Origin of the sequence: Enterobacter cloacae complex sp. IR5458, from assembly GCF_049238025.1 — a bacterium.
In the GTDB taxonomy this organism is placed as follows: Bacteria; Pseudomonadota; Gammaproteobacteria; order Enterobacterales; family Enterobacteriaceae; genus Enterobacter; species Enterobacter kobei.
On record NZ_JBMKIF010000034.1, the window covers coordinates 1 to 23,363 of the forward strand.

Genomic DNA, 23,363 nt, shown 5'->3' on the forward strand with positions numbered 1-23,363 from the left:
GAATGAAGATTCCGACGTTACTAACTGAGTGTTGTATCTAATCGTGGGGGCAGGTCAGCATGGCGTGTACCTTTCTTTGAGATGAACCTTTGCCGCATAGGAAATCAGCCCGTCGAGGCTCGCCAGCACTAACTGACTTCCTCAAAGGCTCATTTCAAAGGGTATGGTTCGACGTGGGTTGAATGCGCTGCGGTGCGCGGTGAAATTCGGGCATAAAAAAGCCCGACCGAAGTCAGGCTCTGTTATTTGGGTGACGAATCACTTAAGACACTGCTCTTTGATGTAGTCCTGCAGATAACCGACCTGCTTCGTCACTGTGACGATTCGCTCTCTGAGGGTGAAATAATCCCGTTCAGCGGAGTCAGTAAGTCGGGGGCCGGAAGCATCGCCCACGCCGCCGGTGCTGGTCGCTCCGTTCGCGGGACATCTGGCGTTGACGTGCAGCCCACACTTGCCATCGCGAACACAACGCTGCAGATCATCAAGCTGCTTTTTCGCATCAGCTAAATCCTTCGTGTATTTGGCATCCAGCGCAGCGACATCACGCTGGCGGGTCTGCATGTCTTTTATGGTGGCGTTAGCCAGGTTGAGATTCTTGGTGGCCTTATCGCGCTGGTCTTTGTAGGTGATGGCGTTGTCGCGGTAGTGGTTCACGAGGAGCGCCAGCACGCCGATTAACACCAGCACCAGCAGCTGTAACCAGTAACGCTTAACCAGCGCGCCAATCATGACAGGAACAGAGCCCGCTCTGCCTCCCGGCGACGGGTCAGCCCGTTCAGGACTTTGCCACCAGCTTTATTCCAGCGCAGGAACTCATCGGCAGCGCCAGCGTAATCTCCGGCGTTGAGTTTTCGCAGAAGAGTCGATGTCGACAATGACCTGGATCCGAGGTTATACGTGAACGACACCAGGGCGTCGAATTGCCCCTGAGTCAAGCCGACTTTAACCAGGCGGGACACATCGTTTTCATAGCTGACCAGCCCGGTCTTCAGCAGACGTTCTGCTGTTTCCTGCTTAATCGTCATCCCGGCGCGGATTGGTTTTCCGTCGACAGGCTGAGTCCATCCGTATCCGATCGTCCACACTCCGACGCTGTCCTGGTACGCGGTGAGCTTGCAGCCTTCGAACTGCTTGATCAGGGCAATGCCTTTATCACTGGTTTGCATTCTTCATCCCCGTCAGGCGTTCCCAGAAGTACGTCAGTGCCACGGAGCCCATCGCCCCGCTAATGCCAGACGTAACCAGGATCATGTAAAGGCTCAGCCCGCTTTCAACGCTGATCAGGCCGCCAATGAGACCGGTAAAGCCGGACACTGCAATTTGCGCCAGCGCGTTGATCCAGCTCCAGGTTGCTTTGCTCTGCTTCACGTCAATAAGGTATCGGACCAGGCCGCCCCAGCATGACAGAGCAAGGACAATCAGCCATGACACTCCGGCAATGCTTTCTTTATCTTGCATACGTTTAGCCATATCACCTCCGAAAAACGGGGTGCTGTTTGTAGTAAGGGATCAGGCCCTCGGGACGATTTAACAAGTAGGCGTGTCGATGATGGTTCCCGGGGCCTGGAATAAAAAAGCCAGCGACAGGCTGGCAATGTGAGGGTAAGGCAATGTCGGCTCTCTGGCCGAAGGGTCCCAGGTAGTGGGTTCTGGTGCCGGGCAAAGGAATCGAACCTCTGACGCGCAGCTTACAAGGCTGCCGTTCTGCCACTGAACTAGACCGGCGAATTTGGAGCATCTGGCGGGGATCGAACCCGCATCTTCTGGTTGGAAGCCAGACGTAATTCCCAAACTACGACAGATGCAGAATTGGCGGGACAGGAAGGATTCGAACCTTCGACCATTCGGTTAACAGCCGAACGCACAACCGCTGTGCTTCTGACCCTGAAACGAAAAAGCCCCGCACGATGGCGAGGCTCTTAATTCTTTGTCGACCTACGAAGCTATGGCGACGATATCAGATTTACATGAAATGTATGCTATTTAATTGACTTTTGCAATACCCTGCTGCGAAAAAGTCGACTTTTGTTGTGATCGTGTTCTCACAGTGCATAGAAGAGAATCGCCATCAAGACGCTTAAAGATGGTGCACATGGCCCGCCAGTAGTCGGCGTAGTTATGGCACCAGTTATCAGGTTTAACGCCGCACAGAGCCGCCAGTTCCTGATGCTGATACACGTCCTTGCCCGCCAGCTCTGCTTTAACGTCCTGCGCCGCCAGCCAGATAAGCTTCTTCAGGCGCTCCATCGTCTTGCCGGCCACCTTCTTCGCGCCGAGGTGCTCCCGGAACTCAGCCCATGCCCACTGAGTGATCGCCACCTGGTACTCGAAGAGGATGTTCTCGCTGTAGTTCCAGAGCAACCATGCTTTTTGATGGTCTTCCAGAGACAGTACTGCGCGGCGCCAGGATGCGGTCACGAACTCAATCGGCCCGACCAGCGAGATGGATGAACCTTTGGCGCGGGATTGGCTGCCGCTCATCGGCGGGCCGTCCGGGTTGACCATGCGCTGCTTATCCTTGTCGTACACCTTTTTCCGGCCCCGGCTGCGCGCCGTCGCGGTGAACTGCGCGTTCTCGGCGAAAGCTACCAACTGCCCTTTCGTCGCCCCGCTCAGATCTGCGGTCGCCACAATGAGCTGCTGACGTACGTATTCCAGTTGCTGACTGTTCATGCGGCTTCCTTCTGTGGCTGGTTGGTTTTGGTCTGGCTGTGCTTTGCTACTGGCGGCAGGTTGGCACGCTTAACGCTTTCGGCCTGGTACCTCAGGAAGTCGGCATGATTCATGCTGCCTCCTGTCGGCGGGACCGGCGTTTTTCCAGCGCGCGGGCTTTGCGTGTGAAAATGGATTTGATGCGCTGAAGGTATGGGATATCGAACCGGCGCGGCTCGTTGTTAGACTCAAGACGCTCAACTCGTTCCAGGCCAATGCGGTCGATAAGACGGATGCGATACTCGACAGCATTGCCGCTCAACTGGCGATTACAGCGTGTGCAGGCACTATGTACGTTGAATGTGTTGAATTTCAGATGTGAGGCCGCACCACGCGAACGGTAATGGCTGGCGTCAATGGCGCTTCCAGTTAGGTAATTGCTTTTGCCAATAAGTGGATTGCCGCAGCTGACACATGGCTTACCTTCATCGCGGATCCTGATGTAGCGATTGAAAGCTGATTGAGCCTCTTTATCCCACTGAGATTTAGATTTGAGTGACTCGCGCTTGGCCTTGCGGCGTTTGCGCCCGGCCTTCTCTGCCTCTTTCTGCTCCTTGATGCGCTTAGCCGCAGCTTTCACCTTCTCCTTTTCGCGCTCTTCCATCGCGAGGATTGCGCCGTGCTCCGGGCTGCACCAGCGGATCCGGATGTCGTGGAATTTCGGCACGAAGTATTCACCGCATACTTTGCACTTACGGCGGGATGGCTTACGCACGTTTCCTCCTCGCTGCGAGACGCAGCCATTTCTGATCCACCAGGCGGGCGGTGTAGTCCTTCAGCGTCGGGATGTCGGACGGCTTAACCGCGGGCTTGCGCTGGCGGCGCGCCGGAACGCGGAAGATTTCGTTTGTGATGACGCGTGCGAGAGGGCTAGCCATTACGCAACCCTCCCGAAGTAATCACCTGAGTAGCGAACTTCACGGAGTTGCACGCCGTTTTGCACAGCAAATGCCTGGCTGTATTCGATGAGACTGGTCATGCGACGGATGCCCATCTTCGCAGTGCTTTCCCGGATGGCGCAGAACTCACCTTCCAGACCCGGCACCACTTCACCAGGCTTACCGGTGGCAATGGCATGGCCTGAGACATACAGGACTTTCCATGAAGCGAGGTCGCGCGACTTGCCAGCCCATTGCAATTGCTTCGCTGTATCGCCACAGAGAGCGTGGAAGAGGTCATTTTGGGCGAGAGTGCGGTCAGCCTCAGAAAACTTCACCACGAGCGGCAGAGCGTCGTTAACGGGCAGCTTCCTGATGTAGTCGATGAGGTTATCGCGAACGCGTTCGTCGCGGAGGTAGAAAACAGGCTGTTTCATACGCCACCTCCGAGAGGTAACGCAGAATGAAGAAAATCGCAGGTGCATTTCTGCATCTGTGACAAGGTGAGGAGTTCAGATTGTGGTCGCATTTAAGTCCCCTTAAATGCGCAGAAGTCACCAATGGGTGTTCAGTCCATCAGCAAAGAAAGTATGGACGGTTGATTCAACAAAATCAACTCAAGAGAAAGGCCTCCGAAGAGGCCTGTTTGTTATGCGTCGAATGGGTCAGGCATTATGCGATACCACTGATGGCGAACTGAGTGGGCAGGCGACACCGATAGGATGCTTACCATTGCAGATAAAGCACCGCATCTCACTAAGCACCTGAGGATGGGTAGTGAGCGTCTGCGTAGGATTACCCTCGCTCAATGCATCCCGGAACGCGACCGCTACAACCTTCCCGCCCAAAGCTTCCATATGGGCATGTACTGGCGGCTCCTTGCCGTCTTCGAACTCAATGACGAAAGTTAACTTGCCCATCACTTCACCTCCTGCTGCGGTGCTGCTGGCAGCGGCATCCAGTGGGTTGGCTTGCAGTAGCAATCAAAGCCGTGTCCGTGTGCTGACCCGCCAACGTACGTTGCCATCTTGATTAATGGATCATTACTTTCCGGCGCGTCTGGACGGTACGCCAACACTTTTTCTCCTGCGGAAGGCATCCGCTCAACGCAAGCCACCCAACCATCCTGAATCACCGGAGAGTTGAGTTGTTCGGAATTACCGAACGACTGAAGCATGGCTGCGCGATAGGCGTTCCAGCCGACAGCTTTTCCGTGTTCAAACGCGCTGTCAAAGTCATCATCCATTTCCATCGCATCAGGCACAGATACCGGCGCTGGCGGGGCGGTGTATAGCGGTACGGCATCTTCATGAAAAGATGGGTGGTACCCACACGGACCTTTCTTGAACGTACCAACAGGCTCCGCTTCCATCCCCGCAAGCGCCATGCGTGCCAATGCAGATGCATCACCACACTGGACGTGATCGGTTTCAATGATGTGCTGTAATTGTTCTTTGGTGAATGTCATGGGTTAGTCCTTAATCACATTCTGACGGTTGGAGCGGCAAACCAGCGCCCAGAAATTCATATCGCAAATCAGCGCTACGCGCATTTCCGCCGTAAAACGACAGCCAAGCTTATTTGACTTGCCGACAGACCGCCGACGCTTGCGCATTAACTTGCGTGCGTGTGCCGCCTGCACTTCAACCTGACGATGCCTTGAGGCATAAACACCCTTAGGGGGTATCTTCCGAGCCTGTTTCTGATAAGCGGTTAACAGGTCATGTACGTCTGTAAATTTAGCCATTTCACTCCCCTTTACCGGCTGCGGTGGGGACATCGATGCCAGCAGCAGACAATGCAATGCTGAACGCCTCTTTCAAATCTGCAATCTGCTTGTCTTTGGCTTCCAGCTCATCCAGCAGCGCCAGAACATCGCGAGTTTCCACGAACATATTCGGGTCGAAGTTATCGACCGCTTTCGCTGAGGCTGATTTCAGTTTGTCGATGTTGCTCATTGGGCGGCCTCCTGCATGGCTGGATCTGCTGGTAAAGTCATGTGCGGCACTTCAATCAGTTCTGCGCGACCATCCGCAGTATTCAAGGCCATTAATGCGATAATCCTTTTCTGCTCAGGCTCCATGCGCAAAGCCACCGTTTTGCCGTTCAAATTGAAGAACACCGCAACGTTTTTGATATCTTCGATTTTCATACCCCTACCCTCCCCCAAACCATCAATACTCGCTTCATCGCCGCGCTGTTGCGGCACTCCTGGCAGATCACGTTTGTGTCCGTCCGCTGAATTAACTTCGACTTGCCCTGCTTCATGCCCGGTATCGTGTCAGGGGCGAAGCGCATGCCGTAACTGGTCAGGCTGTAAAGGCGCTGGCCGTATTTGCCTTCGCAACTGATCAGGCCGTCGGCCAGCAGCGTGCTCACCGTTCCGGATATCTTTTTGGTATCCATGCCTATAAGCGCTGCCAGCTTGGCGTTGTTCAGCCCTGGGTTGTTGCGCAGGGCTGCCAGAACCTGCTCACGGATTGTTATGGTCATCAGAATCCCCCTTTCTTTTTCGGCTGCTGCTCACGCCCGCGGCGTTCTGCGGCGGCGGCCTGCTGGTCTGTGTCGTAAATTGCCCCGTTGATCTGATTGCAATAAACCGTTCCGGTACTGCCGTGGCGGTTGAGTCGCAGGATTAACTCGGTTTCTCCCGGCGGCACGCTGTCATCGAAAGCACCTTCCCGGTGGATACCAACCCAGTAGTCGCAGTCCTGCTCAATCTGCCCTGTGTCGCGGGAATCGCTCGGCAACGGGCGTTTATTCACTCGCTTCTCCAGTTCGCGGTTGAGCTGGGTCAGCAGCACGACGACGCAGCCAAGCTCTTTGGCGAGGTTCTTCAACCCTTTGGTGATCATCCCGTAGGCCAGGTCATTACGGTCTGCTTTTTCGGCGGTCATCAGCGTCAGGTAGTCAACCAGAATCATGCCTACGCAGCCTTTCTCGCGCTTAATTCGACGGCATTCGGTAACGATATGCGCCAGTGACAGGCCAGGAGTGTCGTCGATGTACAGCATGTCGATTTCACTCAGCCGCCCGGCTGTTGCGATCGCCTTCTTAAAGTCGCCGTCGTAGTCGCCCTGGTACTGGTCATCGGCATCATCCGTGGCGGGCATGTAAAAAATGCTCGGGTTAATGCCCGACTTTTGACCAACCAGTTTTTCGAGGATCTGGTCGCCTGGCATTTCCAGGCTGAACATCAGCGCTGGCTTTTTCTCACGAATCGCGCAGTTGATCGCCATCTGCCCGTATAGTGTTGTCTTGCCCATCTTTGGCCTTGCGCCAATCACGAACAGAGAGCCTTTAACCAGACCTTTCGGCGCCAGCAGTCGGTCGAGTGACGGGATACCGGTGCTCATGCCGCGCTGTTCGCCTGAAGGGTCAAAGCGTTTCTCCAGATCTGCTACCCAGTCATCCATAACCTCGCCGAACGACCGCAACCCACGGCGACTACCGGTTTTTGAATGGTCTGCGAGCTGGGTGAAAATACCCTGAATGGCCTCGTACTTCTGCGTGGCGCTCATGCCGTTGCGGGAATACAGCAGCTCAGTAGCTTCGGTCAGTCGGCTGATGCCATAGCGCTCCATTGCGGCTTCGCGGACTGATGCAGCGTATGCCACGATGTTTGCAGCGCTCGGTGTGTTTTTTGCGATCTGCGCGATGTAGGCGAAACCGCCGATCTGCTCCGTAAGTCCTTTGCTTTCCAGAGAGTCGAAAAGCGTCAACCCATCGACTGGCTTGTTAGCTCGGAACATGTCACGTAATTCAGCAAAGACGATCTGATGAACCCGGATGTAAAACGACTCAGGCTTGAGCATTGCCAGCACTTTTTGAACACGCTCGCTGTTGTCATCGTCCAGCAGGAGTCCGCCGATGACGCTCTGCTCTGCTTCGACGTTGTGGGGTACGGTCAGGATTTCAGAGGTCATCACAGGCCCCCTCGCGCGTCTTGGCATACACATCCACGTTCAGGAAGTATTCGAGAGCCTTGCGGCGCCATGTGCGTCCCGTGCGCTGGTCTGGGCGGTTCTCCAGCATCCAGCGGCAGTTAGTGGCGATGTAGCTCAGATACGATTCCCAGTCGCTCAAGGTGAACTTATGGCCGTCGAGCTGCTGAGTTACTTTCCCGGCCTTCTGCCAGAAGGTGCGGATCAGAGCACGCCGCTTGTCAGTCAGTATCCTGATGCTCTGGGCTTCAGGCAGTACGCGATGGTAAACCTCGACTACCTGCTCACAGCTGAGAGAAGGTTTTTTCTGCTCTGGTTTTTCTGCTGCTGATGCACACTCTCTTACGTTAGTAAGAGAGTTATTTAATATATTGTTATCTGTGGACACTGGCTGGACATCGGCTGGACACACATCCTCCACAGGCATTGGTACTACTGCGTTTGCGCTGGACACTGGCTGGACATCGGCTGGACAAAAATTTGACTGATATTCGTCATATTTGACCACTTTTAGAACAGTAAAACGGTTGTTCGATTTGGTGGTGATCATGCCCAGATTCTGGAATTTACGGAGCAGTGATTTAACGCGATCAGCGGTCAAACCCGTTTCCATTGCCAGCGTGTTACGCCCGGTGATGAACTCGCCGCGCTCGCAGATCACATCGCCAACATCAGTCGATACCAGTGTCTGTTCGTGATTAGCGCGCGGGAGCAAGTGAACCCATAAATGAGCCGCCTCAGCGTCCTTGTAGAACGGCACATCCATAATTTTACGGTGCAGCAAGGCAAACCCCTTACCGTCATTCGTGCGCGGTTTCTGGAGCCTTCTGGCCTCTCTGGCTTCGGCTAAATTGGATACGTTACCCACGGCCACTCTCCTTACGTTTCAGTTCTTCCAGGATGGCGCGCATCTTCTCTGCCACAATCGGATTAACCGAGCGGATGAAGCGGTCGCGGGTTATGTTTTTATGTACAGCGGTATGGTAATAGCGTGGATTTTTTGCCATTATTCCTCCTGCAATGAGTGCACACGATTTGCATCTGAAGGCCAGTTCTGTTGACGCAGACTGGCTTTCGCCATTTTTGATACTTCCCATCACATAACTCCCGGCGCCATAGCGGCCAGACTTGTCACCACCGCAGCGATTGATTCAGTTGGCAGGAAGCGCAGCAGTGCTTCAGCAGCTTCTCTCACCTCTTTCTCAAGGCGTTGTATCGGCTGACCAAGTAACTTCGCCTGATGCGCTTCAGTGCACTCTTTCATGGCCTCGGCTATCAGTTCGGCCTCAGTCTTTGCGACAAGACCGAACTCTCTCGCCACTTTCTCGTTATCCCGAGCCATCACATCAACAATGACGGGGATCAGTAGCACCAGGCCTTTATCGTTCTTAGGTCCCGGGTCGTTAATCATCCGGAAGAAGTTCTGCTTGGTGTTGTGCTCAGAACCGGCCAGCAGCAATCCACGACCGCCGCGCGCCAGCCACTCCTTTGCTACCAGTTGCGAAATGTGAACCTGAGCCTGTCCGGGCGTTGCCTTCTGCCAGGCGCGAACAGCTTCGCGGATCCTGGTCAGCTTACTGTTATTGCGCGGAACGCTTTGATTTATCGAAATCATCGGATTCGCAGTGAATCCGTTATTCTCGTGATACGTAAGTGAATGCATTGCTTTCCCTTTCGTGGTTAGGGCCGCCGTTAAGCGGCATGGTTCTCTGGGTGTGGAAACAGGTCGGGAAGATCAGGTCGAATTTCGTGTGCCTTAATCTCGCCACCAGTAGCGTTTACGATGGCTGTTACTTTTTCCGGAGATACGGAACCACCGTTAAGCCACTTGTGAACCGCTGGCTGGCTAACGCCGCAAATATCTGCGAGTCGCTTCTGGCTGCCAACGATTTCTAAAGCTCGTTGAATAACTTTGTTCATGGATTTTACCTATCCGATTACTGGATTAATGAAAAGATAACCCAAGTTATGGGTATTGTCCATAACCTTTGTTATTTTACTCTACATAACCTCGGTTATATATTGATAAGATGAAAACATTTGCAGAACGACTGAACGCGGCTATGTCGGCCGCTGACATATCTCAAGGACAGTTGGCTGATAAAGTCGGTATATCCCAGCCTGCAATTCAAAAGATGACGTCAGGTAAAACGAGCGGCAGCCGTAAGATGGTCGAGCTAGCTCATGCTCTGGGTGTAAGGCCGGAATGGCTTAGTTCTGGAGTGGGGGAAATGCGGATTGATGGTAATGTGCCATCGGCGGCCCAACCTGTCTCGGAAACAATTGATGTCTTTCGGGTTGATGTTTTAGACCTGAAAGTAAGCGCTGGTCCGGGGTCTTTTATGATTTCTGAATTTGTTGAGGTCCTGCATGCTATTGAGTTCACAACTGAGCATGCCAGATCTCTTTTCGGGAACCGCACTCAAAATGATGTGAAGGTGATGACCGTAGACGGTGACAGCATGTGCCCAACAATTCAGTCGGGAGATCGCCTGTTCTTTGACGTTTCGGTGAGGAACTTCAAGGTTGACGGAGTATACGCATTTGTCTTCGGGCAGCACTTCCATGTCAAGCGCCTGCAAATGCAGGGTCTTCAATTAGCCGTGCTTTCAGACAACCCGGCTTACAAAGACTGGTATGTAACAGAAGAGAATCAGGACCAGCTCTATATCATGGGAAAAGCGCTGATCCATGAGTCGATAGCTTACAACAAGCTTTGACAGCTTGGGCTTCGGCAAGGTGTTTTGGTCGGCGTATAGCTGGTGAAAAAATTATTTAATGCGGTGTATTGGCTGATTGTAACCCCATGTAACATCTTGCCGTCACCATTTCGGTGGTTAGATTTTTAATAAAAAAAACAAATGTATAGCAAGGTTTTTTATGGATAAAATTAATTACCCACCCCTGTTTGAGCCAGGGTTCCATGACATGGATGAAGCTGGATTAAAATCGTATTGTGTCGATTGCTTTCCTTCATCATCCAGGCGAGGCATGCTATACTGTAATTTTATACAGATACTCGAATCTATTCGAGAATTTTCTGCTCAATATGGCTGTTTTACAGAAATATGGGTTGATGGTTCATACACCACGTCTAAACCAGAGCCTGATGATATTGATATTTTGTTGGTATGTGACTATAGCAAGATAAACTCAATACCTGTCATGCTTCGGGGCCGCGTCGATAATTTGCTTGACCGAAACTACATCAAACAAAACTACAAAATTGATGTCCTACTACTCATGAAGAATTTAGATGACCCTAACTATGATTATGAGTACTGGCGTAGCTACTGGCGCGGTTGGTTTGGTTTTGATCGCAGTGAAAACCCGAAAGGGTTAGTGAGGATTTTTTTATGAATGATAAATCAATGTTTAAAAATTGCGATAAACGCATTGATTTCATTCAAAAAGAAGTCGATGCAATGAAGCAAAACAAAACCAGGTCCTTTGCTGACATGCTTCTTTATCGCTCCATGGATTCTCATCTGAGCGATTTGAAGGCCGAAAAATTAAAGCAAGATAGTCGGCACCCACTTATCGATTTTTTTGAGCTGCGGCTGAAAGGCTCTGAGGTTGACTTTGGCTCTATTCCTTTAGAGCTGCTTGGGGCTATTTCAACAAATCTTGCAGCGCTAATACAAAGAGCAACACACAAAATTGCCTCAGGCAAGGACTCAAAAAAAGTTCCCTACGACGTGAAAAGCTCCTTAAACCTCAGGCTGGCTGATTTATCCCCTGGGTCTACAAAATTGGGCGTCACCTTCTATACAGGAATAGCAGAATTAGTAGAAACAGTACCCAGCAAGGCTGTAAAAGGAATATTCGATTTGTTGTTAAGCGATGACGACAACAACTTCATGAATCACGTCGCTGAAATAGGATACAATTCCACTGTAAGCCTTAAGAGAATCGTAGAGGAATGTGATAAACACAACTTAACATTTGATGCAAGTTGGACCGGTCCATTTAGTAATGGCACCAAGGTGGCAACTATTGACTCCAATAAAATTAAGTACTTGGTGAGTAGACTTACATCAACCATTTCATCCCCTCCCATTACTGAAACGGTTACAGGCGAACTGGTCGTTCTATCCAAATATGGGAAGCTGGAGCTTGATGTTGGTGGTGAACATTTAAAGGCTTCCTATCCGATTGAAATGCTAGATTTAATACAAAAAAAACACAAAGTCGGACAGATTGTTTCTCTTTTAGTGGAGACTACTGAGATTCACAATGATCGCATAGGTCTGTACCGTAAAAACCATCTTGTTAAATCGGTTCTTTAATATCTCACCCGGCCACCGCGCCGGGTTTTTTATTGCCCACCCATAAAGCTATCCGCCATTCTGCCGATAACTATTCAGCCTGAAGCTGATAACAATAACTATCGCAACACTACCTGCCCGCCCGTGCGGGCTTTTTTATTGCCCTTTCCTGACTATCTCCGCAGCATCCCTGTTCACCTCCTTCCCTGTCACGTTTCCTGTTTCCTTCCGGTACTGCTTCAGCTTGTCGATGATGTTTTGCTGGGTCATGGGTAATTCAGCCAGTGACAATTCCATCACCGCCCGCCCCATCGCCTGAATTTTCATGCTTATACGCTCTTCATCCAGAACCATGCACATCCCTCCTGCTGTTTTTTTAAGCATAGCACTCATGATTTACAAAAATAAATTCATTTAGTTATCATTAATTTATAACTTATGTGATTGATATTATAAATTAGGTTATTGCCATCACTCATAACTAAGGTTATCTTTAATCCATCGAAACGAAACATCGACAGCTGAGCGAAGTTAGCCAGCGGCGAAGTGGAGATTCGGTCAGTCGAACGGCGCGACAGTAAACCATGCGTCGGACCATAGGCGGGCTCAGGGAGAGCGGCAATTATGGCAAAGCGAAAAAAGATTTATTCCAGTCCATTCGAAGCTGAGTGGGCTGTGCTGAATCACAAGAGGATTTTTTATGACTCAGACATACATTCCGGCGTGTTTAAGAGACCTTCCTAAGAAGCGTCAGAAGCCACGCAAACAGGCGATTAAAGAAGCGCAAGTGGAAGTCCTGAATAAGGCAATCGCATCGATAAAAGACGATATGCGTGCGTTCAAAACAGAAGAGCAGCGTCGCGGTCATTACCAGGCGATCAGCACACTCTCACAGATTCGTGATGAGTTGTAGCAGCTGATAGATAAAGCATTTCTCCCGCATCAGCGGGTAACGACAGAGGGTAAGGCGATGGCAATAGATGCGACGTTAAAAGTTAAGCAAATTAACTCTATTAACCCATACGGCGACGGATGGAATAGGCATATGGAAATCGATATCGACAGTATCGAGTTAGTTGAATGTGTTAAGCCTGAAGAAATTATTTCTGAGTACACGGCGGAATCACTTCTTGATGCAATGGATGAATCTGATGTGGTTCGCTGGCTTGAAAACGAAGGTTACACAGTAACAAACGATTGACCCGCTCCGGCGGGTTTTTTATCGGGCATACCTCAGCAACTTCACAGAGGTTGCTTAGTTATGACAACCGGCGGCCATCCACCGCCCATTAGCGCAGAAGTCTTGTTTAACGTTCGGCGGCGCGGCCTTAAGCGCGGAGATGATTATGACTCTTATCGAATTGACCAAACAGAAAATGGCAATTGAAGCTGAGCTGGCTCAGTTGAAGGCGAAGTTTGCTGATGACACCTCACGCATCGTCAAGGAGTTGATTGTCGTGTCTGAAGGTATAAACCTGGCCAATAAAGGTCTAACGGTTGATATGGTTCGGCATGGCATGACGATCATTAACTTCGGAGACCCGAAACAAAGCGCGGAGCGACGCGGGTGTGTTGAAGACGCGATTAACGACATTGCGTCGGGGTTCACTCGCCTGAGCGAGCGTTATTTTGGCACAAAAAACTACGCCCAATGGAGCGATCAGCGTGAAGACCATCGCTATGGATATGGACCTAAACACGGTTCTATCTGCTTCAAGATCGGCTTAACTGGCACCGCACTTAATAAGCTGGCAAGCGGCGGGTTGAGTGATTACGACGCTGAGTGCGCTATCTACTGCCTGATGAACATTGACGCCATCAACGCGGCAAACTCCAAAGCCCGGGAGGAATCATGACAGTCACCCACAACGGCAAGCAGTACACCGCCAAAAAGCTCAACGATAACGAGTGGCAACTGACTTCGGTATCGAACCCTCGCGAAAAGCTGACGATGAACCGCTGGCAAATGCATTTCGCTGGCCTCCTGAAACAGGTTGAGGTGAAGGCATGATCAATCATCACCTTCTGCGCGCCGCGCAGAGTAAAGCAGCCATTGCCCTGTTTATCGGTGATGGCGCCATGTGGATGGCAGCCTACGACGAAATGAAGGTTGCCATCGGTTATCCGTGGCATAGAAAAACAGCCTAACCCCCCTATTCAACCGATCGGCCTGGCATTACGCGGGCGGGATCTGCACATCCAAATTTCAGGAGAAACCATGAGCGAAGTAACGGACTTAACAGTCATCGAAATCAAGCCTGAGCAGGCGCCAGTGCTTTACGTAGCCGGCGGCCTTGACGCTTATCTCGAGCAAATCCGCCAGGCTGTAAACGAAGTACCGGACCTGTCCACGAAGAAAGGCCGTGACCGTGTCGCCTCTCTGGCGGCGCAGGTATCACGCAGTAAGACGGCAATTGAAAAGCCGGGCAGAGAGTACCTGAGGCGCCTTAAAGAGGCTGTGCGTCCGGCTGAGGCCGAAATTAAGCGATTCGTTGATGCCTGCGACGAGCTGCGCGATGCGACCCGCCGTCCACTCACCGAATGGGAAGCCGAGCAGGAACGCATTAAGGCTGAAGAAGCCATGAACGCGATGCACGCCGAAGCGCTGGAGATGAACATCAGGTTCGATCAGGAGCTGGCTGCCAAGTTCGAAGCGGACCACGAAATGGCTCTACTTATGAACAAGGATTTCGACCGTGACCGCGAAGAGCAGCGCCGCCAGGCGGAACAGGCTCAGCGTGAACGTGACGAACGACTGAAGCAGGAAGCGGCAGAACAAGCCCTCCGAGATGCCGAAGCGAAGCACAAAGCGGAGATTGAAGCCGCAGCGCGCCGTGAAGCTGAAGAGAAAGCACGTGCAGAGCTGGCTGAACGCCAGCGCATCGAGGCTGAACAGCGTGCGGCACGCGAGAAGCAGGAAGCAGAAGCCCGGGCGGAGCGCGAAAAAGCCGCGGCAGTGGAAGCTGAGCGCCTTAAGGCAAGGCAGGCAGAAGAGAAGCGTCTGGCCGAAGAGAAGAGGATTGCCGATGAGCAGGCAAAACGTGAAGCCGACGTGAAGCACCGCAAAACGGTCGGCACCAACATCGTTAACGCGCTCACCAGCAACACCAGCTTAACCCGCGAACAGGCTATCGAAGTTCTTACCGCTCTAAAAGATGACCTGATCCCCTGCGCGAAAATTCATTACTGAGGCAACCATGAACGCATACCTCACTTACGACCGCATCGAAGATCGGCGTTGGGTTGAGCAGCAGCTCACCGACGAGAAAGAGAAATGGATCGACGACAGGGCACAGCAAATCATCGACATGATGCCAAATGAGCCGTCCGGCCTCTTCCACTTCACGATCCCGATTGACTCCAGCCCATACGAAGGACTTCGCAGCGATAAAGCTGGCGAGGCCTACAACGATTTCATTTCGGCAGTTGCTTACGCCCAGGCGGAATACGACTGGGAACACCGTACCGGCTGCCCGTTTTAATTTTTGAGGGGATTAACGATGGCAAACGAATTAACAATCACAGCGAGCGCGCTGGCGGAAAAAGGTATCGACGTCGCTACCTGGAGCGCGCTGAAGAACAGCATCTATCCAGGCGCCAAAGACGAATCGGTAATGATGGCGCTCGATTACTGCCGTGCCCGCCAGCTGGATCCGTTGTTGAAGCCTGTTCACCTCGTGCCGATGAGCGTCAAAGACTCAAGAACGGGCAAAAGCGAATGGCGCGACGTGGTCATGCCGGGCATTGGGCTTTACCGAATTCAGGCGGACCGCTCCGGCGATTATGCCGGTGCCCGCGAACCAGAGTTCGGGCCAGACACGACTCAGACGCTCTCTGGTGTCGAAGTAACTTTCCCTCAGTGGTGCAAATACACCGTCTACAAGCGCATGCCCAGCGGCGAAATCGTCGAGTTCAGCGCCAAAGAATACTGGATTGAAAACTACGCAACCGGTGGCCGCGACACCACGGCGCCGAACGCGATGTGGAAAAAGCGCCCATACGGACAGCTGGCGAAATGCGCAGAAGCCCAGGCGTTGCGTAAGGCCTGGCCCGAGATCGGACAGCAGCCTACCGCCGAAGAAATGGAAGGCAAATCACTGGACGTTGATATCCGTGACGTCACGCCGCGCAGCATCACAGAAGCGCTTCCACCAGCTGCAAGTGAAGAAACACTTCAGGCTATCACCGATCTCTTAACGACCCTGGATAAAGACTGGGAGAAAGACTTCCTCCCAGTGTGCAGCGACATCTTCAAACGGCCAATTCTTGAGGCGTCCGACCTCACTGAAGAAGAGGCACAGAAAGGGTTCAACTTCCTTCAGAAAAAAGCTAAGGCGGCAGCATGACACCCGAAATTATCCTGGCTCGGACCGGCATTGACGTAACCACTATCCAACAGGGCGATGAGGCGTGGCACCGGCTGCGCCTCGGCGTTATCACCGCCTCTGAAGTGCACAACGTCATCGCCAAGCCAAGATCAGGGAAGAAGTGGACAGACATGAAAATGTCCTACTTCCACACGCTGCTCGCTGAGGTATGTACTGGCGTCGCACCAGAGGTTAACGCGAAGGCGCTGGCCTGGGGAAAGCAGTACGAGGAAGACGCCCGCACCCTCTTCGAGTTCACCACCGACGTGAAAGTCACGGAGTCTCCGATCCTGTTCCGTGACGAGAGCATGCGCACTGCGTGCTCCCCTGACGGCCTTTGCAGTAACGATTTCGGCCTCGAATTGAAATGCCCGTTCACCTCCCGCGACTTTATGAAATTCCGTCTTGGCGGTTTCGAAGCCATCAAGTCCGCCTACATGGCCCAAGTGCAGTACAGCATGTGGGTTACCGGAAAAGACGCCTGGTTCTTTGCCAACTACGACCCGCGCATGAAACGCGAAGGCATTCATCATGTCGTCGTTGAGCGGGATCCTCAGTACATGTCCGATTTCAACGAAATGGTGCCGGAGTTCATCGAGAAGATGGACGAGGCGCTGGCAGAGATCGGCTTCACGTTTGGCGAGCAATGGAGGTAACCATGGGAGCAAATCACTGGCAACCGTGGGAAAACCTGTTCCTGCATGAAGTTGCAGGACAGATGCCACTCTCATTGATTGCCGAAAAACTGGAAAGAACAGAGCGCGCCGTTTACACCCAGGCCGCGCGCCTCGATGTGAAATTCCCAGCCAACCCCAACCTCAGGAAGTGGACCAAAGCAGAGTTGTTTCTGTTTGGCCGGTTCACTCCCGAGGAAATCGCCACGGCAACCGGCCGCTCTATCCACTCCGTGCGCAGCAAGCGCAACTCACTTGCCCGATCGTCAGGAGGAAAAGTCATGCCTGAATGGGCTACCGAAGAGCTGGCGCTGCTGTGGCGACACTCAAACGCCGAAGTCTCGGAGATTACCGGTCGCAGCATTGAAGAGGTAGGAGATAAGCGGCTGCAAACCAATATTGAGCGTAATGGCTGGGATGTTAACGATCCGGAGCGTACATCATGAAATACGGAAGCGTGTGCAGCGGCATCGAAGCTGCCAGTAAAGCGTGGGAGCCTCTCGGCTGGGAACCTGCCTGGTTCTCTGAAATCGAACCCTTCCCCTCTGCAGTCCTCGCCCATCACTGGCCGGAAGTAACCAATCTCGGCGACATGACCAAAATCGCGGACGGGGTGCGCGCTGGTGAAGTTGAAGCTCCTGATGTTCTGGTCGGCGGCACGCCTTGTCAGGCATTCAGCATCGCCGGCTTACGTGAAGGCCTGTCTGACGACCGAGGCCAGTTAACCCTCTCTTACGTGGAATTAGCCAATGCAATCGACGCAAAGCGCCGCGAACGCGGTGAGCCAGAAGCAATCATCGTCTGGGAAAACGTCCCCGGCGTGCTCAGCAGCAAAGACAATGCCTTCGGGTGCTTTCTGGCAGGACTTGCCGGAGAAAGCAGTGAGTTGCAGCCAGCAGGGGGAAAATGGACGCACGCAGGTTGTGTGTCTGGACCAGAAAGGGTTATCGCCTGGCGCGTCCTTGATGCTCAATTTTTCGGAGTGGCCCAACGACGCCGCCGTGTGTTCGTTGTGGCAAGTGCTCGAAAAGGATTCGATCCCGCAGCGGTACTTTTTGAGCTCGACAGCGTGCGCCGGGATTCTGCGCCGCGCCGAGAAATGCAAAAGGAAGTTGCCGCACTTACTGCAAGAGGTGTTGGAACGTGTGGCGCTGACGACAATCAGGCTCAAGCAGGACACCTGATAGCTCAGTGCGCTAATGGTGACGTTAGCCACACATTAAAGGGCGAAGGATTTGATGGTAGTGAGGACGGAACCGGGAGAGGTGTTCCAGTTGTGGCTTTCGGCGGTGGAAATACCAGTGGAAACATCGATGTTGCCGCCTGCCTGACTGCGAAAGGACAGAGAATAGACTTTGAAGTGGAAACCTTCGCAGTGCACGGCACGCAGGATCCAGATACCAATTGCGAACTGGCACACACACTCGGACGCAACAATGGTCAAGAAAATGCCTGCATTGCTTTCAGCTACAAAGACAACGGCGCGGATGCCACTGTTGATATGGCGCCAACATTACGGGCCGGGAACCACAACACCAGCCATGCAAATAGCGGGCAACCTCCAGCGATAGCTTTCCAGCCAGGAAACCTTTCACGAGGAGCAGGACCAGCGCCAAGCGATCAAATATTTCCAACACTTAAAGCTGATCATGGTCGAGGAAGAAGCGACCAGGATCCGCACGTTGTGTTTGGACCTCAGGTTAGACGCCTTACTCCGATTGAGTGCGAGCGCCTTCAGGGTTTTACGGACAATCACACACTGATCGGATGGCGCGGAAAGGATGCCGCTGAATGCCCGGACGGGCCGCGCTACAAAGCTATCGGCAATAGCATGGCAGTACCGGTTATGCGCTGGATCGGAGAGCGCATCGCCGCAGCGCTGCCAGCCGAGAAGCTGAACGGTGATTACGGCGGAAGTAAAACACCGCTCGACCAGCGCGACCTATGGCGCACTCCGCCAGCCCTTTTCGCTTCCCTTGATGCTGAGTTTTGCTTCCAACTGGATGCCGCCGCAGCGCCGCATAACGCACTGTGCCGGAAGTTCATCACCGCCGAGCAGAACACGCTGGAAACGCCCTGGACTGATTACCTGAACGTACCCGGCTACGTCTGGCTGAATCCGCCATACAGCGACATCACGCCGTTCGTTAAGAAGGCCGCTGCCGAGAGCGCCAATCAGATCGGGACGGTCATGCTGGTACCGGCAGACACTTCAGTTGGCTGGTTCAAAGAGGCTATCCAGACCGCCAGCGAGGTGCGCTTCATCACCGCCGGGCGGCTGGCATTTATAAACCCAGTCACCGGTAAGCCAGTCAGCGGAAATAATAAAGGCAGTATGCTCATCATCTGGCGACCGTACCCGCGCACACACTGCCACTTCGCAACTGTGGACCGGGACGAGCTGATGGCTTTCGGGGCGAAACTTCTCGCCCGCCGGGAGGCCGCATGACGCCAGAAACAGACAACGCCATTCGCGCAGCCTGCCGCCGATGCACCGAGGAAATCCAGCAGGCCATGCGCAAGAAGCCTAAGCCAAACTGGAACGAAACGGTTCCTCCCATCATCAACAAGCATCACAAGAAAATAGAAGCTCTGGGAGTTAGCCTCCTGGAGTTCGTCGTATACACAGGGCGGCTTAATCGCCGCTTCGGAGTGGAATCGTGAAAGTTTATATTGCCGGACCGATGAGCGGCCTACCTAATTTTAACCGTGCCGCTTTTAACCATGCGCATTTTCATCTCTGGTCGAGAGGCCATATTGTTCTGAATCCCGCCCGTCTACCAGATGGATTAACCCAGGCCGAGTACATGGACATCTGCCTGGCAATGCTTCGCTGTGCTGATGCTATCTACATGCTTGAAGGCTGGGAGCACTCCGCTGGTGCCCGAGCGGAGAATGCCCTGGCCGAGAAGCTGGAAATGGAAATTATCTTCCAGGAAGAGGAGCGCGCCGCATGAACAGAGCCTCACCCGTTGATTTGAGGAAGAGCCTCGAAATCGCCAACAACCTCGCACACATCGGGATTCGCTTTGTGCCGATCCCGGTGGCTACCGAGGAAGAGTTCCAGACGCTGGCCGCCGAGTTATCGCGACGGCTTGAAAATATGGCGGTCGAAGCCGAGAAGAATGAATGCGGTGCAGCATGAAAGCCAAATTCACCAGGTCGCTAAAGCGGCCTTTTTTATTGCTGTCGTTCACCTTCAACCGTATTAACCGACAGTTCCGGGAGCACTGATTATGAGCAAATACGACGAACTAGACAGGCTCATCATGAACAAAATCGGAGGGCATCCCACGCCTTTCCATAAGATTTACGTCCGAGATGTGGCTACTGAATCAGAGCGTCTTGCGGCTGCAGAAGGGAAATCATATCCATTCCGCTTCGTCGATAATCGCTTACAGGCATTACGTAAAATCGGGGCTATACGTAACGTGAAAGGTAAAGGCTGGGTGAGGTCATGAAAGAGCGCGGAATGATATTCAACTGCGAGATGGTGCGCGCCATCCTCGACGGGCGGAAGACGCAGACGCGGCGGGTCATGAAAGTTCAGCCGTCTGATGGCTTCCACCCAACGCATAACGGTTACGATCTGGATTTAAACGCACACTGGTACACGCCTGGCGTGGTCGATAAAAACGGATACCTGCAGCCTGCTAAGAAAGATGTATTTGGCGTTGCTGATGAGAATGAAGGTTATACCTGCCCGTTCGGTGACGTCGGCGACCGCATCTTGGTGCGGGAGACGTGGGCAGAGGCTGGAGCCAGCGCGCCGGATCTGAAACTTTATCGCGCGAATTACCCTGCGCATGTTCCAACTCATTACGAGAACGTGCCGCCGGCTGAGGATGTCCGCTGGACACCCAGCATCCACATGCCGCGCTGGGCCAGCCGTATTCTGCTGGAGATCACCGATGTACGGGTCGAGCAGCTGAACGATATCAGTGAGGAAGACGCACGTTCGGAGGGAATTTCTGGCTCCTCGGCCCGTGACGTTAAAGAGGCTTACGCAGCGTTATGGCGGTCTATCTACGGCTCTGACAGCTGGCGCGCTAACCCATGGGTCTGGGTGATCGAGTTTAAACGGATTGAGGAGCGCGCAGCATGAGCCTTCAGCACCAGCAACAGCCAACCCACAATAGCTGCATGTCTGCTTGCGTAGCAATGATATCAAGCCAACCAGTAACTGATGTCGTCACGCTATGGCATGAGAAATTTCACAGCAGAGAAGCGTGGCTCGATGATGCGATGGACCATTACCGCATACCCTACTTTTATGGGCATCCAAAGAAGGCCGAATTGCTACCCGGTTTTATTTATTTCCTCACAGTTCCGTCCCTGAATATCGTCGGCGGACAGCATCAGATTCTGGCCGCGGTAAAAGAAGGACCCATGGTTGAAATTCTCGACCCGGCAAAAGGTCGTGCTGGTGCCAGATATTACGTCTACGGGGAATGCAAAAATCCCGAAGAACGTGAGCTCATCTCATGGTCAATAGACCTGGCAATACCTGTTATTGAGTGGGGGGATCATGCAACTGATTAACCGGAGCAAACAATCGCCACTGGCACGCCGGGCATGTGAGGCAGCACTGGCGAAGCATGTGGAAATTTACGGTGAATTCGGAAAGCAGAAGACCAAGACCACCTACACCGTGGTGGTGGATGGAATTAAGGTCACCGTGGAAGTTGTTAACCTCCGGGCCAGCTACGTTGCGACAGCCATGAACGGTGCGCGCAGGCTGCGCAATCTTCCCGGTCAAGTGTCCTGATAAAGCATTATCAAACGGCCCCAAATGGGGCCCTTGGAGAACGAAGATGAGCAAAGCAACGAATAAATTTGAGCTGATGAGCACCAAAGATATCTGCGGCCAGTTGTGTATTTCCCCGCGTACGCTCGAACGCTACAGGAAAAGAGCCCCAAACGAGAACCCTTTCCCTGAGCCGGATTGCGCCTATATGGGCGGCCCCAACAAATGGTTAAAAACCAAAGTCACCGCCTGGCAGATAAAAGAGATGTCCAGGGCTACCCGCAAGCCGATGTCTCACCTGAACCTAACCCGTGATGATAAAGGCCGTCTCACCCGACCTGACGCTGCGTGAACTCCAGAATGTCGGGCTCGACGATGCTCATAAGTCGGGCCCACCACTTACCATATGCCACTCTCATTTCCTCAACATAGGTGTGCTTGTCGTACACCGACCACACACCAGGCAGTTTGTGCCCGAGCATTATCTCGGCGATATGCGGCTCGGTTAGCTCTGAGAAATTCGTGCGCGCAGTTCGGCGTAGGTCATGAATAGTAAAGTGTGGGACCTGCTCGTTATAAGCCTTGAGCATGAACTTAACCAGGTTGCTGCTGATGCTCATATGAAAGCCTTCACTCATCGGCTTTTCTTCATATTTTGAAAAAACAAAGCGTCCAGGCGCCAGCTCAATGGCCCGTTTTATCAGCGGGAGCATTTCCGGGATAATAGGTCGAATTATCGGTTTCTTTGTCTTCCGCCCTGTCTTGTGGTTTTCCCATGGAACAGTCCAGATCCCTTCTTCAAAATCAAAGTGTGCGACTTCAGCCTGCCGGAGTTCGCCGACCCTGCACGCCCACAGAAGTGACAATTTATAAAGGATCTTGTTTCGCTCAATAAGGCGGGAATCCTCAATCGCACGCCAGACAATCGTCAGCTCTTTGCGGTCCAGTGTTCGCTCGCCCATTTGTTTCTGGATGCCGAAATCACGCCCAGACATTTCTGACAGCGGGTTAACTTCCAGCAGCTGCCGTTTTACCGCCCAGGAATAACACTGTCGGCCGTTGCTGATTACGCGCCTGGTGATCTCGCTGTAACCCTGAGCCAATCGGTCGAGGACAGTGAGCCAGTTGTGCAGCGTGAGCTGATGTGCAGGATATTTTCCGAGTTTGGGGAAAACGTGCAGTTCGAACGTACGTAAGATCTGCCCTGCCGTTTCTTTCTGAACGCACACCATAGAGTGCCATTCTCGAAACAGCTCTTCGAAGGTGTACTGGCTATTAATCTTGGCTTTATCGAGGCTTTGCCTGATCCGTGGGTTTTCGCCACGGGCAAGAATAGCCGCCCACTTAGCGACTTCATCGCGCGCGGCTTTTAATCCGAACTCCGGATAGCTGCCGATCGTCATCTTGTCCTGTTTGCCCAGGAAGCGGAATCGGTAGAAAAAAGTAACGGCCCCCTTTTTGGAGATGCGTACCCACAGACCATCCCGGTCTGCCTTTTCTTCAACTTTGTCTCGTTCGCGCCCAAGGCACGACTTTAGATAACTATCTGAAATAGCCATGATTTGTCCCTGCGTGTGTCCATCAGAACGGGAGGTTATGTGTCCATCATAGGATATGGACGCGCTGGTGGACACAAAAACCATGACTTATGATGTCGTAGGTTGACTGTACATGCAAACAGTATAATTTTTGGAAAGGCTTATTTTATGGGGATCTTGAGGCGTTTGTGTCGGAGGTTTGCGGAGGCTGGCGGGGTATCAATTATCGATGTGA

Annotated in this window: 43 protein-coding genes, 3 tRNA genes and 1 pseudogene; 23 read left to right on the plus strand and 24 right to left on the minus strand. The window is 52.8% G+C overall.

Annotation, left to right across the window (positions count from 1 at the left end):
- Positions 1–258: 258 nt before the first annotated feature.
- The 22 genes from ACOTYN_RS21155 to ACOTYN_RS21260 all read right to left on the minus strand — a co-directional run bounded on the left by ACOTYN_RS21155 (position 259) and on the right by ACOTYN_RS21260 (position 9,454).
- Positions 259–729: a lysis protein gene (locus tag ACOTYN_RS21155; protein ID WP_251854196.1), complete on the minus strand. Its 471-nt coding sequence runs from the start codon at positions 727–729 to the stop codon at positions 259–261.
- A complete protein-coding gene (locus tag ACOTYN_RS21160; RefSeq protein WP_047359544.1) occupies positions 726–1,166 on the minus strand; it encodes a lysozyme in 441 nt (146 codons plus the stop codon). Before ACOTYN_RS21160 ends, ACOTYN_RS21155 begins: the two co-directional genes overlap by 4 nt.
- A complete protein-coding gene (locus ACOTYN_RS21165) occupies positions 1,153–1,458 on the minus strand; it encodes a phage holin family protein (protein ID WP_131798034.1) in 306 nt (101 codons plus the stop codon). The genes ACOTYN_RS21160 and ACOTYN_RS21165 overlap by 14 nt, the downstream gene beginning before the upstream one ends.
- Before the next feature lie 192 nt (positions 1,459–1,650).
- A tRNA-Thr gene (locus ACOTYN_RS21170) sits at positions 1,651–1,725 on the minus strand.
- Positions 1,726–1,730: 5 nt separating this feature from the next.
- Positions 1,731–1,805 (minus strand) — tRNA-Gly (locus ACOTYN_RS21175).
- A 5-nt stretch (positions 1,806–1,810) separates the two neighbouring features.
- Positions 1,811–1,885 (minus strand) — tRNA-Asn (locus tag ACOTYN_RS21180).
- A gap of 98 nt (positions 1,886–1,983) precedes the next feature.
- A complete protein-coding gene (locus ACOTYN_RS21185) occupies positions 1,984–2,673 on the minus strand; it encodes a bacteriophage antitermination protein Q (protein WP_332958982.1) in 690 nt (229 codons plus the stop codon).
- The gene (locus tag ACOTYN_RS21190) at positions 2,670–2,786 is read right to left on the minus strand and encodes a hypothetical protein (protein ID WP_015705894.1); all 117 of its coding nucleotides are present in this window, start codon (positions 2,784–2,786) and stop codon (positions 2,670–2,672) included. The genes ACOTYN_RS21185 and ACOTYN_RS21190 overlap by 4 nt, the downstream gene beginning before the upstream one ends.
- A complete protein-coding gene (locus ACOTYN_RS21195; protein ID WP_332958985.1) occupies positions 2,783–3,427 on the minus strand; it encodes a recombination protein NinG in 645 nt (214 codons plus the stop codon). The genes ACOTYN_RS21190 and ACOTYN_RS21195 overlap by 4 nt, the downstream gene beginning before the upstream one ends.
- Positions 3,420–3,590, minus strand: a complete 171-nt coding sequence (locus tag ACOTYN_RS21200; protein WP_332958987.1) for a NinE family protein — start codon at positions 3,588–3,590, stop codon at positions 3,420–3,422. Before ACOTYN_RS21200 ends, ACOTYN_RS21195 begins: the two co-directional genes overlap by 8 nt.
- Entirely contained in the window at positions 3,590–4,027 is a 438-nt protein-coding gene (locus ACOTYN_RS21205; RefSeq protein WP_032180568.1) for a recombination protein NinB, read from the minus strand. The genes ACOTYN_RS21200 and ACOTYN_RS21205 overlap by 1 nt, the downstream gene beginning before the upstream one ends.
- A 228-nt stretch (positions 4,028–4,255) precedes the next feature.
- On the minus strand, positions 4,256–4,510 hold the full coding sequence (locus ACOTYN_RS21210; protein ID WP_310834696.1) for a hypothetical protein: 255 nt from the start codon (positions 4,508–4,510) through the stop codon (positions 4,256–4,258).
- Positions 4,510–5,058, minus strand: a complete 549-nt coding sequence (locus tag ACOTYN_RS21215; protein ID WP_332958994.1) for a DUF551 domain-containing protein — start codon at positions 5,056–5,058, stop codon at positions 4,510–4,512. The genes ACOTYN_RS21210 and ACOTYN_RS21215 overlap by 1 nt, the downstream gene beginning before the upstream one ends.
- Positions 5,059–5,061: 3 nt before the next feature.
- The gene (locus ACOTYN_RS21220; RefSeq protein ID WP_045356266.1) at positions 5,062–5,337 is read right to left on the minus strand and encodes a hypothetical protein; all 276 of its coding nucleotides are present in this window, start codon (positions 5,335–5,337) and stop codon (positions 5,062–5,064) included.
- 1 nt (position 5,338) lies between these two features.
- The gene (locus tag ACOTYN_RS21225; RefSeq protein WP_332958997.1) at positions 5,339–5,548 is read right to left on the minus strand and encodes a hypothetical protein; all 210 of its coding nucleotides are present in this window, start codon (positions 5,546–5,548) and stop codon (positions 5,339–5,341) included.
- Entirely contained in the window at positions 5,545–5,742 is a 198-nt protein-coding gene (locus tag ACOTYN_RS21230) for a hypothetical protein (protein WP_166479206.1), read from the minus strand. Before ACOTYN_RS21230 ends, ACOTYN_RS21225 begins: the two co-directional genes overlap by 4 nt.
- Entirely contained in the window at positions 5,739–6,083 is a 345-nt protein-coding gene (locus ACOTYN_RS21235) for a winged helix-turn-helix transcriptional regulator (RefSeq protein ID WP_045355016.1), read from the minus strand. Before ACOTYN_RS21235 ends, ACOTYN_RS21230 begins: the two co-directional genes overlap by 4 nt.
- Positions 6,083–7,516: a DnaB-like helicase C-terminal domain-containing protein gene (locus ACOTYN_RS21240; RefSeq protein ID WP_332959003.1), complete on the minus strand. Its 1,434-nt coding sequence runs from the start codon at positions 7,514–7,516 to the stop codon at positions 6,083–6,085. The genes ACOTYN_RS21235 and ACOTYN_RS21240 overlap by 1 nt, the downstream gene beginning before the upstream one ends.
- Positions 7,506–8,402, minus strand: a complete 897-nt coding sequence (locus ACOTYN_RS21245) for a DNA replication protein (RefSeq protein WP_332959005.1) — start codon at positions 8,400–8,402, stop codon at positions 7,506–7,508. The genes ACOTYN_RS21240 and ACOTYN_RS21245 overlap by 11 nt, the downstream gene beginning before the upstream one ends.
- Positions 8,395–8,541, minus strand: a complete 147-nt coding sequence (locus ACOTYN_RS21250) for a hypothetical protein (RefSeq protein ID WP_015571544.1) — start codon at positions 8,539–8,541, stop codon at positions 8,395–8,397. Before ACOTYN_RS21250 ends, ACOTYN_RS21245 begins: the two co-directional genes overlap by 8 nt.
- 89 nt (positions 8,542–8,630) lie before the next feature.
- Positions 8,631–9,197, minus strand: a complete 567-nt coding sequence (locus ACOTYN_RS21255) for a toxin YdaT family protein (protein ID WP_071283599.1) — start codon at positions 9,195–9,197, stop codon at positions 8,631–8,633.
- Between the two features lie 29 nt (positions 9,198–9,226).
- The gene (locus ACOTYN_RS21260; RefSeq protein WP_016042179.1) at positions 9,227–9,454 is read right to left on the minus strand and encodes a transcriptional regulator; all 228 of its coding nucleotides are present in this window, start codon (positions 9,452–9,454) and stop codon (positions 9,227–9,229) included.
- Between the two features lie 110 nt (positions 9,455–9,564).
- Between ACOTYN_RS21260 and ACOTYN_RS21265 the strand changes: the two genes are divergently transcribed.
- The 3 genes from ACOTYN_RS21265 to ACOTYN_RS21275 all read left to right on the plus strand — a co-directional run bounded on the left by ACOTYN_RS21265 (position 9,565) and on the right by ACOTYN_RS21275 (position 11,823).
- The gene (locus ACOTYN_RS21265; protein WP_016042178.1) at positions 9,565–10,254 is read left to right on the plus strand and encodes an XRE family transcriptional regulator; all 690 of its coding nucleotides are present in this window, start codon (positions 9,565–9,567) and stop codon (positions 10,252–10,254) included.
- Between the two features lie 160 nt (positions 10,255–10,414).
- Entirely contained in the window at positions 10,415–10,894 is a 480-nt protein-coding gene (locus ACOTYN_RS21270; RefSeq protein ID WP_047720573.1) for a DUF6932 family protein, read from the plus strand.
- Entirely contained in the window at positions 10,891–11,823 is a 933-nt protein-coding gene (locus ACOTYN_RS21275) for a hypothetical protein (RefSeq protein ID WP_047720571.1), read from the plus strand. The genes ACOTYN_RS21270 and ACOTYN_RS21275 overlap by 4 nt, the downstream gene beginning before the upstream one ends.
- A 135-nt stretch (positions 11,824–11,958) precedes the next feature.
- On the opposite strand, the gene ACOTYN_RS21280 is transcribed toward ACOTYN_RS21275, so the two are convergent.
- Entirely contained in the window at positions 11,959–12,156 is a 198-nt protein-coding gene (locus tag ACOTYN_RS21280) for a hypothetical protein (RefSeq protein WP_280021463.1), read from the minus strand.
- A gap of 346 nt (positions 12,157–12,502) precedes the next feature.
- Between ACOTYN_RS21280 and ACOTYN_RS21285 the strand changes: the two genes are divergently transcribed.
- The 20 genes and pseudogenes from ACOTYN_RS21285 to xis all read left to right on the plus strand — a co-directional run bounded on the left by ACOTYN_RS21285 (position 12,503) and on the right by xis (position 21,942).
- Complete coding sequence (locus ACOTYN_RS21285; RefSeq protein ID WP_001514161.1) at positions 12,503–12,715, plus strand: hypothetical protein; 213 nt, start codon at positions 12,503–12,505, stop codon at positions 12,713–12,715.
- 57 nt (positions 12,716–12,772) lie between these two features.
- A complete protein-coding gene (locus ACOTYN_RS21290) occupies positions 12,773–13,003 on the plus strand; it encodes a hypothetical protein (protein WP_045899640.1) in 231 nt (76 codons plus the stop codon).
- 145 nt (positions 13,004–13,148) lie between these two features.
- Positions 13,149–13,658 carry a hypothetical protein gene (locus ACOTYN_RS21295; RefSeq protein ID WP_332959017.1) on the plus strand — a complete coding sequence of 170 codons (510 nt, stop codon included), beginning with the start codon at positions 13,149–13,151 and terminating at the stop codon, positions 13,656–13,658.
- Positions 13,655–13,813 carry a hypothetical protein gene (locus ACOTYN_RS21300; protein ID WP_332959019.1) on the plus strand — a complete coding sequence of 53 codons (159 nt, stop codon included), beginning with the start codon at positions 13,655–13,657 and terminating at the stop codon, positions 13,811–13,813. Before ACOTYN_RS21295 ends, ACOTYN_RS21300 begins: the two co-directional genes overlap by 4 nt.
- Positions 13,810–13,950, plus strand: coding sequence for a host cell division inhibitory peptide Kil (locus ACOTYN_RS21305; RefSeq protein ID WP_023327239.1), 141 nt, complete (start codon positions 13,810–13,812; stop codon positions 13,948–13,950). Before ACOTYN_RS21300 ends, ACOTYN_RS21305 begins: the two co-directional genes overlap by 4 nt.
- A gap of 70 nt (positions 13,951–14,020) precedes the next feature.
- Complete coding sequence (locus ACOTYN_RS21310) at positions 14,021–14,992, plus strand: hypothetical protein (protein WP_332959021.1); 972 nt, start codon at positions 14,021–14,023, stop codon at positions 14,990–14,992.
- Positions 14,993–14,999: 7 nt separating this feature from the next.
- Positions 15,000–15,284 carry a host nuclease inhibitor GamL gene (gene gamL / locus ACOTYN_RS21315; protein ID WP_265193225.1) on the plus strand — a complete coding sequence of 95 codons (285 nt, stop codon included), beginning with the start codon at positions 15,000–15,002 and terminating at the stop codon, positions 15,282–15,284.
- 18 nt (positions 15,285–15,302) lie between these two features.
- Positions 15,303–16,148: a phage recombination protein Bet gene (gene bet / locus ACOTYN_RS21320; protein WP_332959025.1), complete on the plus strand. Its 846-nt coding sequence runs from the start codon at positions 15,303–15,305 to the stop codon at positions 16,146–16,148.
- Positions 16,145–16,825, plus strand: a complete 681-nt coding sequence (locus ACOTYN_RS21325) for a lambda exonuclease family protein (protein WP_252076652.1) — start codon at positions 16,145–16,147, stop codon at positions 16,823–16,825. Before bet ends, ACOTYN_RS21325 begins: the two co-directional genes overlap by 4 nt.
- A gap of 2 nt (positions 16,826–16,827) precedes the next feature.
- Positions 16,828–17,289 carry a hypothetical protein gene (locus tag ACOTYN_RS21330; protein ID WP_052687530.1) on the plus strand — a complete coding sequence of 154 codons (462 nt, stop codon included), beginning with the start codon at positions 16,828–16,830 and terminating at the stop codon, positions 17,287–17,289.
- Positions 17,286–18,701 (plus strand): annotated as a pseudogene (gene dcm, locus ACOTYN_RS21335) (DNA (cytosine-5-)-methyltransferase); the annotation flags it as partial. The gene ACOTYN_RS21330 and the pseudogene dcm, both read left to right, overlap by 4 nt.
- A complete protein-coding gene (locus ACOTYN_RS21340; protein ID WP_332959055.1) occupies positions 18,690–19,292 on the plus strand; it encodes a phage N-6-adenine-methyltransferase in 603 nt (200 codons plus the stop codon). The pseudogene dcm and the gene ACOTYN_RS21340, both read left to right, overlap by 12 nt.
- Positions 19,289–19,507, plus strand: coding sequence for a hypothetical protein (locus ACOTYN_RS21345; protein ID WP_006176198.1), 219 nt, complete (start codon positions 19,289–19,291; stop codon positions 19,505–19,507). The genes ACOTYN_RS21340 and ACOTYN_RS21345 overlap by 4 nt, the downstream gene beginning before the upstream one ends.
- A complete protein-coding gene (locus tag ACOTYN_RS21350; RefSeq protein ID WP_332959028.1) occupies positions 19,504–19,800 on the plus strand; it encodes a DUF4406 domain-containing protein in 297 nt (98 codons plus the stop codon). Before ACOTYN_RS21345 ends, ACOTYN_RS21350 begins: the two co-directional genes overlap by 4 nt.
- Positions 19,797–19,988 carry a DUF1382 family protein gene (locus tag ACOTYN_RS21355; RefSeq protein WP_332959030.1) on the plus strand — a complete coding sequence of 64 codons (192 nt, stop codon included), beginning with the start codon at positions 19,797–19,799 and terminating at the stop codon, positions 19,986–19,988. Before ACOTYN_RS21350 ends, ACOTYN_RS21355 begins: the two co-directional genes overlap by 4 nt.
- Before the next feature lie 91 nt (positions 19,989–20,079).
- Positions 20,080–20,304: a hypothetical protein gene (locus ACOTYN_RS21360; RefSeq protein ID WP_332959032.1), complete on the plus strand. Its 225-nt coding sequence runs from the start codon at positions 20,080–20,082 to the stop codon at positions 20,302–20,304.
- Entirely contained in the window at positions 20,301–20,948 is a 648-nt protein-coding gene (locus ACOTYN_RS21365) for a hypothetical protein (RefSeq protein WP_332959034.1), read from the plus strand. Before ACOTYN_RS21360 ends, ACOTYN_RS21365 begins: the two co-directional genes overlap by 4 nt.
- Positions 20,945–21,385, plus strand: a complete 441-nt coding sequence (locus ACOTYN_RS21370) for a hypothetical protein (RefSeq protein ID WP_332959036.1) — start codon at positions 20,945–20,947, stop codon at positions 21,383–21,385. The genes ACOTYN_RS21365 and ACOTYN_RS21370 overlap by 4 nt, the downstream gene beginning before the upstream one ends.
- On the plus strand, positions 21,372–21,611 hold the full coding sequence (locus ACOTYN_RS21375; RefSeq protein WP_332959038.1) for a DUF4060 family protein: 240 nt from the start codon (positions 21,372–21,374) through the stop codon (positions 21,609–21,611). Before ACOTYN_RS21370 ends, ACOTYN_RS21375 begins: the two co-directional genes overlap by 14 nt.
- Positions 21,612–21,657: 46 nt before the next feature.
- The gene (xis, locus tag ACOTYN_RS21380; RefSeq protein ID WP_163313352.1) at positions 21,658–21,942 is read left to right on the plus strand and encodes an excisionase Xis; all 285 of its coding nucleotides are present in this window, start codon (positions 21,658–21,660) and stop codon (positions 21,940–21,942) included.
- Here the strand turns inward: xis and ACOTYN_RS21385 are convergent.
- Positions 21,920–23,149, minus strand: a complete 1,230-nt coding sequence (locus ACOTYN_RS21385) for a site-specific integrase (RefSeq protein ID WP_332959041.1) — start codon at positions 23,147–23,149, stop codon at positions 21,920–21,922. The two genes, xis and ACOTYN_RS21385, sit on opposite strands and share 23 nt — an antisense overlap.
- Between the last annotated feature and the right edge of the window lie 214 nt (positions 23,150–23,363).